This is a genomic window from Parabacteroides sp. AF18-52 (assembly GCF_003479145.1).
GTDB lineage: Bacteria > Bacteroidota > Bacteroidia > Bacteroidales > Tannerellaceae > Parabacteroides > Parabacteroides faecis.
The window spans coordinates 301,961-311,395 of the sequence record NZ_QUGR01000008.1 but is presented as its reverse complement, the minus strand read 5'-3'; the positions used below and the strand labels follow the sequence as shown (position 1 = coordinate 311,395).

At 38.4% G+C, this 9,435-nt stretch carries 9 protein-coding genes and 1 tRNA gene; 6 read left to right on the top strand and 4 right to left on the bottom strand.

Features of this window, described 5'->3' with window-relative positions:
- Window positions 1–563 precede the first annotated feature (563 nt).
- Both DWX23_RS15325 and DWX23_RS15320 read right to left on the bottom strand, forming a co-directional pair.
- Window positions 564–1,154, bottom strand: coding sequence for an integrase core domain-containing protein (locus DWX23_RS15325; RefSeq protein ID WP_122375108.1), 591 nt, complete (start codon window positions 1,152–1,154; stop codon window positions 564–566).
- Between the two features lie 15 nt (window positions 1,155–1,169).
- Window positions 1,170–1,934 carry a transposase gene (locus DWX23_RS15320; RefSeq protein ID WP_158607083.1) on the bottom strand — a complete coding sequence of 255 codons (765 nt, stop codon included), beginning with the start codon at window positions 1,932–1,934 and terminating at the stop codon, window positions 1,170–1,172.
- 272 nt (window positions 1,935–2,206) lie between these two features.
- Here DWX23_RS15320 and sppA point away from each other — a divergent pair, with 272 nt between their 5' ends.
- The 5 genes from sppA to DWX23_RS15295 all read left to right on the top strand — a co-directional run bounded on the left by sppA (window position 2,207) and on the right by DWX23_RS15295 (window position 6,854).
- Window positions 2,207–3,973, top strand: a complete 1,767-nt coding sequence (sppA, locus tag DWX23_RS15315) for a signal peptide peptidase SppA (protein ID WP_199673296.1) — start codon at window positions 2,207–2,209, stop codon at window positions 3,971–3,973.
- A gap of 6 nt (window positions 3,974–3,979) precedes the next feature.
- A complete protein-coding gene (gene lpxK, locus DWX23_RS15310; RefSeq protein WP_122375105.1) occupies window positions 3,980–5,080 on the top strand; it encodes a tetraacyldisaccharide 4'-kinase in 1,101 nt (366 codons plus the stop codon).
- A 7-nt stretch (window positions 5,081–5,087) separates the two neighbouring features.
- The gene (gene thiL, locus DWX23_RS15305) at window positions 5,088–6,119 is read left to right on the top strand and encodes a thiamine-phosphate kinase (protein WP_122375104.1); all 1,032 of its coding nucleotides are present in this window, start codon (window positions 5,088–5,090) and stop codon (window positions 6,117–6,119) included.
- Between the two features lie 76 nt (window positions 6,120–6,195).
- Window positions 6,196–6,268: transfer RNA gene (locus DWX23_RS15300), tRNA-Phe, on the top strand.
- A gap of 121 nt (window positions 6,269–6,389) precedes the next feature.
- Window positions 6,390–6,854, top strand: a complete 465-nt coding sequence (locus tag DWX23_RS15295; protein WP_122375103.1) for a hypothetical protein — start codon at window positions 6,390–6,392, stop codon at window positions 6,852–6,854.
- Between the two features lie 136 nt (window positions 6,855–6,990).
- Here the strand turns inward: DWX23_RS15295 and DWX23_RS15290 are convergent, their stop codons facing one another.
- Entirely contained in the window at window positions 6,991–7,929 is a 939-nt protein-coding gene (locus DWX23_RS15290; protein ID WP_122375102.1) for a DUF1848 domain-containing protein, read from the bottom strand.
- Window positions 7,930–8,036: 107 nt separating this feature from the next.
- Here DWX23_RS15290 and DWX23_RS15285 point away from each other — a divergent pair, with 107 nt between their 5' ends.
- Window positions 8,037–8,804 carry a LuxR C-terminal-related transcriptional regulator gene (locus DWX23_RS15285; RefSeq protein ID WP_122375101.1) on the top strand — a complete coding sequence of 256 codons (768 nt, stop codon included), beginning with the start codon at window positions 8,037–8,039 and terminating at the stop codon, window positions 8,802–8,804.
- 36 nt (window positions 8,805–8,840) lie between these two features.
- Here DWX23_RS15285 and DWX23_RS15280 read toward each other — a convergent pair whose 3' ends face one another.
- Window positions 8,841–9,425 (bottom strand): phosphoglycerate mutase family protein, encoded by a 585-nt coding sequence (locus DWX23_RS15280; protein ID WP_122375100.1) that lies wholly within the window; start codon window positions 9,423–9,425, stop codon window positions 8,841–8,843.
- Window positions 9,426–9,435: the final 10 nt, after the last annotated feature.

Sequence of the window (9,435 nt, the reverse complement as noted above, 5' to 3'; positions counted from 1 at the left end):
TAAGGACTTTATTTTAACTGCCAAATTTTTCAGAAGAAAAATTCAAAGTTTTTTTTGAGTCGCTGCGACGGTTGGAATCTTGCTTAGAACTTCTAACCTCATCCCCTTTCCACAGGTTACCTCTTTCATCATTTCTCATGTGCCGTTCTCTCTCGAATGCGGGTGCAAAAGTAGTGCTTTACAACATACACTCCAAATATTTCATTCTTTATTTTTCAATTATTTTTCCACCGGAGAAACTGTTATATAATGTACGAACGAAAAAGCCTGAAAAAATATTCCTCGCTAACCGATACAATCCACATCTTTCGATTCTGACATACGTTTACTTTGATAGTTTGTCAACTTATTTCAGGACACGACAACCCATTCACTCATTCGTTCAATATATATCGAATGAATGAAACTCAATCATCAAACGAATGAAGCATATATGTGTTCTTTGCGTTTGATATATATCAAACGAATACTTTATACTGTAGCATGACCTTTACTGAAAGTAGTTTACAGATAAAACATTTATTACTAAAAACAATTTACATAACAAAACTAAAATCCTAACTTCAGTTTACACCTTTTGTGTTTATTCCTACAACAACTTTACAGAAAGCTCTGTCGGTTGGAAAGATAAACAAAGTTAGTGAATAAAAATCACCCATCCAAAAGTCATTGCTCTGGGATCGCCTAAGCGGCAAGGGAGTGGAGCAACACTCCCGACGAGCGTTAATCTCTATTGATAAACAGAGATATGAGTTTTCGTATAAGGATAATTTTTCCACATTTTTTTTCAACTCCTTGTCTTGTTTGTATGCCTGCTCAGGCGTTAGCCAGTTATTACTGGCATGGGGCCTTTCCTTATTATAAAACTCGATAGCCGGAATTAATACCTTTCGTATCTCATCCTCATTTTCAAAGGAATATAAAGAAAGCCATTCTTGTTTAAGGATGCCATTAACCCGTTCAGCTACAGCATTCTCCAGTGGATCCCCGTGTTCTGTACGGCTGGCTTGCATACCATTTTTTGCCAATAATTCCATATAAGCAAAGCAAGTGTATTGAATACCTCTGTCTGAATGGTGGATCAAACCAGTCAGTGGATAACCGGCAGTTTCTACTGCCTGATTCAGAGCTTCTTCTGCATTTTTACACTTCATAGATGAAGAAAGTACTCAGCCCATAATCCTGTGGGAATAAAGGTCTGTTATAAGAAATAAATAGCAAAAGCCCTTCGATGTCCAGACATAGGTAATATCACTTACCCAAATCTGGTTCGCTGCAGTAGGAATCAGACCTTTTATCTGATTTGGATAGAAAGGAGCGTATGGATCCGAATAAGTTGTCCGTGCTTTACGTCTTTTTATCCGAAGCATCAGACCGCTTTCTCTCAACAGGTTATAAAAGGCATCACGTCCCATTGTAAACTTCTCCCCAAAATAACTCTTGCACATCTCAAATAATTTCTGGCAACATATACGCGAAGCTTTTAGACGGATATCATGGACATACTCCAATATAAAACCTTTGAATACAAGCCGCTCAAAATCAATCTCATGATGCTGATAATAAGACTGTTTGGTGCCAGCTTTTTTTCTGATCGGAATCTTGAACATTTCTTCTGCCACATCAATCATCGTGTCATAGGCATCTGCACGCATTCTTTCCTGATAAAGAGCCAGTTTCGACTCTTTTAGTTCCCGTTTGAGGCGGTTTATTTCTTCACTTTCCGTTCTTGGGGATTCGTTTTTCTTCATGGGTACTTCTTCATTTTCTTCGCCCACAAATTTACGAATCCAATTGCTTACAGTACACTGCTGAGGGATAGAATATTTTTTACTCAGTGCGTGTTTACTGATTCCACCTGCCAAATACTCTTTGACGACTGCTATACGAAACTCGTCCGTATATTTTTGATAACTGACCTTTGGTTTACACATTTTCTTTTTGTGATTGTGTAAACTTTTTTCAGTACAAGTCATTAATCAGGTATCTTTTACAGGAATATCAAAATAAAAACTCCAAATCCCTGTATTCAAGAATTTGGAGTTTCATTATTAAAAATTCATTTGTTCCATTTACATTACAGGAGCGTCAGGAACTATCCTTTATAAAAGATATTATTATCAGACCAAATAAACGAGCACAAAGAACAATTAGTATCAATAAGTTAACTATATTTGCTGTCTGATAAAAATTACGCGACACAGATATGAAACAATTTTTTAAAATGATGTTTGCCTCAGCCTTAGGAGTTTTCGTTGCTGTTGGCCTGATTTCCATTGTATTTGTATTTACTCTGATTGGTATCGCCACCAGTATGAGCAGTACACCTGAGTATACTCCCAAAAGTAATACCGTTTATAAATTAACGCTTGACGGCAACTTATCTGATAATATCCAGGAAAACCCTATCGCTATGCTGATGGGTGAGACAGATAAAACTCTTTCTTTAAAAGATATATTATCTACAATCCAAACAGCTAAAGAGAACAAAAATATCAAAGGTATATATATAGAAGCAAAATCGTTGAGCACAGGTTCAGCCAGCCTTGAAGCCATTCGCAGAGCTTTAATCGATTTTAAAGATAGCGGTAAGTTCATTGTCGCTTATTCCGACAATTACACACAGGGTTGTTATTACCTTTGCTCTGTTGCCGATAAAGTATTCCTGAATCCCCAAGGCACTTTGGGATTGGTCGGAATGGCATCACAAACAATGTTTTACAAAGAACTGCTCAAAAAAGTAGGTGTAGATATGATGATCTTCAAAGTCGGCACTTATAAAGGAGCCGTAGAGCCTTTTATGCTTGACAAACTGAGTGATGCCAATCGCGAACAGATCCAGTCATACATGGGCAGTATCTGGGAAAATGTAACAAACGGTATTGCCGAAGCCAGAAATATCCCGGTAACCGATATTAATAATTTCGCGAACCTGGGTTATGCATTCGCTGCTGCAGAAAAGACAGTAGAATGCGGATTAGTAGACGAATTAAAATATCGTACCGAAACAGAAGAGTTTGTTAAAGAACTGGCAGGCCAAAGCGACAAACGCCTGCAAACGGCAGATATATCCAAAATCAAAAGTATTAAAACGATCGATCGCGAAAAACCTAACCGTATTGCAATTTTATATGCAGAAGGAGAAATCCAACCTGAACTGCCTTCTTCGCCTTACGATACAGAACAAGCTATCACAGAAAAGGTAGCCAACGAACTGATCAAACTAAAAAATGATGAGAACGTCAAAGCGGTTGTTTTCCGTGTTAACTCTCCGGGTGGTAGTGCTTTTGTATCCGAACAAATCTGGCACCAGGTGGTAGAACTAAAAAAGGTAAAACCGATCGTTGTTTCCATGGGTGACGTTGCCGCATCCGGAGGATATTATATTTCATGTGCTGCCAGCAAAATAATAGCTGAACCTAATACGCTAACCGGATCGATCGGTATCTTCGGTATCTTCCCGAATGTAACCGGTTTATTCAATAAATTATCTCTTACAACGGACATTGTAAAAACCAATACTTATGCCGACCTGGGAGATATGAGTCGTCCGATGCGAGAAGATGAGAAAGTGCTGATCCAGTCGTTCGTTGAAAGAGGATACGATACATTCCTTACCCGTTGTGCCAACGGTCGTGATATGAGCAAAGAAGCAATCAACGAAATCGGACAAGGACGCGTCTGGACAGGCGAGCAGGCCAAAGAGCGCGGATTAGTCGATGATTTGGGAGGTATTGACAAAGCGATCGAAACAGCCGCTACATTAGCCGACCTCAGCGATTACAGTCTAACCTACGTTTCCGGCTCAAAAGATTTCTGGAAAGAATTTATCGAGAAACAGCTGGGAGAAGTAAAAGTATCCATCGTAAAAAATGTGCTGGGTAATGAATATGAGTATTTCAAAACTCTGAATAATATAAAATCGACAACAGGAATCCAGGCAAGACTTCCTTACGATGTTAAACCTTTATAATCCGAGATGCCGACAGAAAACGACATAAAAATACATCCTCTGCTTTCTCCCCTCTCCTTCTTATACGGACTGGGAGTAAGATTCCGTAACCAGCTTTTCGATTGGAAATGCTTAAAATCGGAATCATACCCGATACCTGTTATCTGTATAGGAAACCTAGCAGTGGGAGGAACAGGAAAAACCCCTCATACCGAATACATTATCCGTCTATTGAAAGAAGACTACAGGATAGCTGTACTCAGCCGGGGATATAAGCGAAAAACTACGGGATTCATTTTAGCAAACGAGCAAAGCACCAGTCTTGAGATCGGAGACGAGCCATATCAGATGAAACACAAATTTTCAGATATTCTCGTAGCAGTAGATGCCGACCGTCGTGGAGGTATCGATAAGTTGCTGGCGCTTCCCAAAGAATTACGACCGGAAGTGATCCTACTTGACGATGCCTTTCAGCATCGTTATGTCGCCCCTTCCTTTGCGATCGTACTGACCGACTATCACCGTTTGTTCTACAACGACAAACTGTTGCCGACAGGCAGGCTACGTGAACCGGTCAGCGGAATACGCCGTGCAGATATGGTGATTGTCACAAAATGCGAAGAAGATATGAAGCCCATTGAATACCGTATTATAGAAGAGAACATGAAACTGTTGGCACACCAGTCGATTCATTTCACTCATATAGCATACGCTGATATTAAACCGGTATTCGACAGCCATGCAAAATCTCTTTCCCGGAGTGATATCCGTAAAGAAGACGAACTATTGATTCTATCGGGTATTGCATCTCCTGACGGATTTATCAGAGAAGCCAGGAAGCTATCGGAAAAAGTAACCCCACTGATCTTTTCCGATCATCATACTTTCGAAAAATCCGACATCCGCCGTATGAAAAATGTATTCGACAAAATGAGTTCAACCGGCCGATATATCCTGGCTACAGAAAAAGATGCTGCGCGGTTAATAGACAATCCATATATTCCTGAAGAATGGAAAACATGTATGTATTATCTGCCGATCACGATAGAATTCTGTCTGGACAAAAAATTCGATGATGAAATCAAAAAACATATATCAACATTCCATAAAGATAAATTGTTACGATAAATAAAAGATGAACAAAAGAACAGAAATAGGAACATTAGGCGAGTTTGGTTTAATCCGCCACCTTACAGAGAAAATAGAGTTAAAAAACGAAAGTACGGTAAAAGGCGTAGGTGATGATGCCGCAGTACTCGATTACAAAGAAAAACAAGTATTGGTAACAACCGACCTCCTGCTTGAAGGGATTCATTTCGACCTGACTTATGTTCCCTTAAAACATCTGGGATATAAATCGGCTGTTGTCAACTTTTCCGATATTTATGCAATGAACGGAAAACCGAAACAAATGACTGTTTCACTCGGTATATCCAAACGTTTCTCGGTAGAAGACCTAGATGAATTTTATTCAGGACTTCAACTGGCATGTGATATTTATGGAGTTGACATTGTCGGGGGAGACACTTCTGCTTCATTGACAGGCCTGTGTATCAGTATTACCTGTATTGGTGAAGGCGAGAAAGATAAAATCGTCACTCGCAGCGGAGCCAAAGACACTGACCTGGTCTGCGTATCCGGCGATCTGGGAGCTGCATATATGGGTTTACAACTTCTTGAAAGAGAAAAGAGAGTGTTTAAAGGAGAAAAAGAATTTACTCCTGATTTCACTGGTAAAGAATACTTATTGGAACGTCAGTTAAAACCGGAAGCCCGTAAAGATATTATCGAATCACTCGACAAAGCCGATATCGTTCCAACTTCCATGATGGACGTTTCCGACGGACTTTCGTCTGAATTACTCCATATTTCAAAAGAAAGTAATGTAGGTTGCCGTATATACGAAGACCGTATTCCTATAGATTATCAAACAGCTACTATGGCAGAGCAGTTCAACATGAATTTAGTGACTGCAGCTTTGAATGGTGGTGAGGATTATGAACTTTTGTTCACCGTTCCTCTTACCGACCATGACAAAGTTTCTGAAATGAAAGGAGTTAAAGTCATAGGCCATATTACTCGTCCCGAACTGGGCAACTATCTGGTAGGCCGTGACGGTGGAGAAGTTGAACTGAAAGCTCAGGGATGGAATTCACTTAATGAATAATTTTTGGTATTTTTCTTCACAAACTCTTGCATATTAAAAAAAAGTCCGTATCTTTGCACCCGTTAAACAAAACAATGGTACCATAGCTCAGTTGGTAGAGCAAAGGACTGAAAATCCTTGTGTCCCCGGTTCGATTCCTGGTGGTACCACTGGAAATAAAGCAGTTACATTCAATTGTAACTGCTTTTTTGTGTTAACTCTTCTGTATTTTCAGTGGTCTATTTAAACCATATTTGCACCAATTATCAAAAGGACTATATTATCACGAATATGGAAATAAATATCAACAATCCTATTTTTTCTGTTGAATTTAATAAAACAACAAAGTATATTGATGTAGATGAACTTAACATAAAAATGCAAGAGTTTTTCTATGACAAATCATATTCTAACAATGTTAAAGAATACTTTATCGGATTGATTTGTGTCAGTCCCGGTTTTGATGAGTTCTTCAAGCCAAAACGTCCTAGATATTATGAAGATAAAATCTTAAAAGCAAGAGGCCTTCCAAGGCCGGAAGATATTCATCCAAAACATCGTTTTTCTTGCGAATTAAAATTGGATTATTCAATTTACTACCCTTCAAATAAGGAAGAAGGATATGATATAATAGCCAAATTCCTTTTGGAATTCCTCGAAGTCTTAAAATACCCATCTGCTATAAAAACTTTCGATAAAAAGAAATTTAATGAGGATATGAAGACTTTTTTTATTCAGGTAGGTTGTTCCTTTTGAAAAATAGTTCATTCTACAAATCATAAAAAGAAAATCGCTATAGCTAATCTAACAAGGCTACAGCGATTTTCTTTTTATACGGGGTTATTAAAGGGCTTACTATTCTAATTAGAAGATATGTATTTTTAAATGTAAACTAAAACAAAGAAAGCTGACCATTGATAAGACTTTTCATCTCTCTATCTTTCACAATATCTCCCTCCCTTACATCACCAATCAGCATAGGGGAATTCTTATCATGTTTCCTGCTGTTAAATTCGGCAGTATTATAGTTTCCTTTAATGGCATAACAATAAATGCAACCGTTAAGACAGCTTTCGTAAGTACCGATGTCGATACTCTCTATACAATTACATACACTTCGCTGGTTTTTATCTTTCCGGGCAGAAATAGGATAACCACAAATATTCTCTATCAGCTTTTTATCGACACACATTCCACCAGGTATTCCCAGATGAGTAAGATCTACTTTATTTGTACAGGTATTGAACTCTATGGTAGAAAACTGATCCATAGTCTGCTTAAAGAATACAGCCATTTCCTCTATCTCTTCTTTCTTTAAAGGATGAATATCCAATTTACCGACTTCATTACGAATATGTTGATAATGATCGATAAATCCGAGCATACATCTATTCGTATGATCTTTGAGGGCATAAGCAATCTCTGCAAATGCTTCTTTATGAAAAGAAATATCATATTTTTTATTAGTCAATAGAGGATCATATCGCCAGATGACTTTCTCTTTTCCTATCTTATCTGAAAGCCGCTTAAAAATTTCAATCCGTTTCTGTACGGCAGGTATATGGTTTTCAATATCTTCCCCATAAGGATTCAGGGTAAACTGAAAATAATATTTATAATCCTTCAATCCATCTAACCGATCTATCAAAGGATCCGGATTTTTTGTCCAAAAGACAATACAATCAATAACAGTCGGACTTAAATCTATCCTACTGACCATTTGGGGATTATACGGATTAGGGACTAATACATATTTTTCTTTAATCCTATTAAAAAACCATTCCGAATAAAAGGCCGGAATGTCCGTCCGCCTACTTGCGCTTATGATCATACACTCGCTCCATATCAAATAAATTAGTTATGTTTGCAAAGCTAAATAAACAACTGTAATATAAACTATCCGGTTCTGTTAATTTATTGGATTTATAATCATATCCTATGAAATCTACTGATATTACCCGCGAAGAATTGTGGGCACAGCAAAACTTATCTGCGATGGAGATCGACTATTCTATCTGGGAACGTGACAGGTCTATGCTTCATCAAATGTCAAAGGTCAGTCACACTTGCACATTTGTTGTCGATGTATATAAATGTAAATACACCTTTGCCTCTTCCAATTTTGCTGATTTATTAGGATACGACCGCCATAAAATAGCCACTCTGGAGAAACAAGGAGATTATCTGGAATCACGTATTCATCCCGATGACCGCCAACAACTGGCAGACCTCCAAGTTAGGCTGGGACAATTCATCTATAGCCTTCCCGTCGAAAAACGAAATGATTATTGCAATATATACAGCTTTCGTATCCGCGACACCCGGCAACAATATATACGTGTCAGCAGCAAACAACAGGTTCTGGAACAAAGCTCCAGCGGAAAAGCATGGCTCATACTGGGGAATATGGATATATCTCCCAACCAGAAAGAATCCGGACAGGTAGATTGTACCGTTATCAATCTCAAAAACGGAGAAATATTCTCCCCTTCCCTGTTAATCCGTCCGCACACAGACCTTACTTCACGGGAAATAGAAATATTATACCTTATACAACAAGGTTTTTTGAGTAAAGAGATAGCCCATCGGCTTTGTATCAGTATCCATACCGTCAATATCCATCGGCAGAATCTTTTACGCAAATTAGGAGTACAAAATTCTATAGAAGCGATAAAAGCGGGAATAGAATCCGGCTTGCTTAGTTAGAACAAATCTACTGCTGCCTCAAAATAAACGGATATTTTACGGCATCCATTCTACAACCCCTGTTACCGGATGCTGTTTTCTCCATTCTTGAAAATCTGCATAATTCCTAATCCCATCCCGAATAACAGCTTGATAATACTCCACACTTATTATCTTTTCAGTCTCAGGCGTTTCATCTTTCAATTGCAAAATAGCCAATCTAGTTTCATCAGTCAGAAGTAACCCGATCCGCTCAGCTACTTTTTCAAAATAACCGTCATAATGGGAACCTTTCCGAATGTGGATCATATCGATCTGCCAAAGTTCATCATCGGGTTCCTGATACCAGGCATGCCACTCTACACATTCCTCAATAGTATGAAGCAGGTTTACACATTCTATTTTCCTGATAAACGGATTTTCTGCCAACTTGGCCATCGCCTGAAAACTACCGGACAAACTCAATGAAGAAGAATAAATATGAAAATCAATATCCCGGTGTTTCATCAATAAACCGGTACGCAAGGACCCAATCAGATTAACTTCTGCTCCTATGCTCTCCCATGCCTGGATAATACCACTGTTTTCTACAATTTTCCAGGCTTTTTGTTGGTTCAGTCGCGCTATATCGAGAATATTCATCTTTCATTTT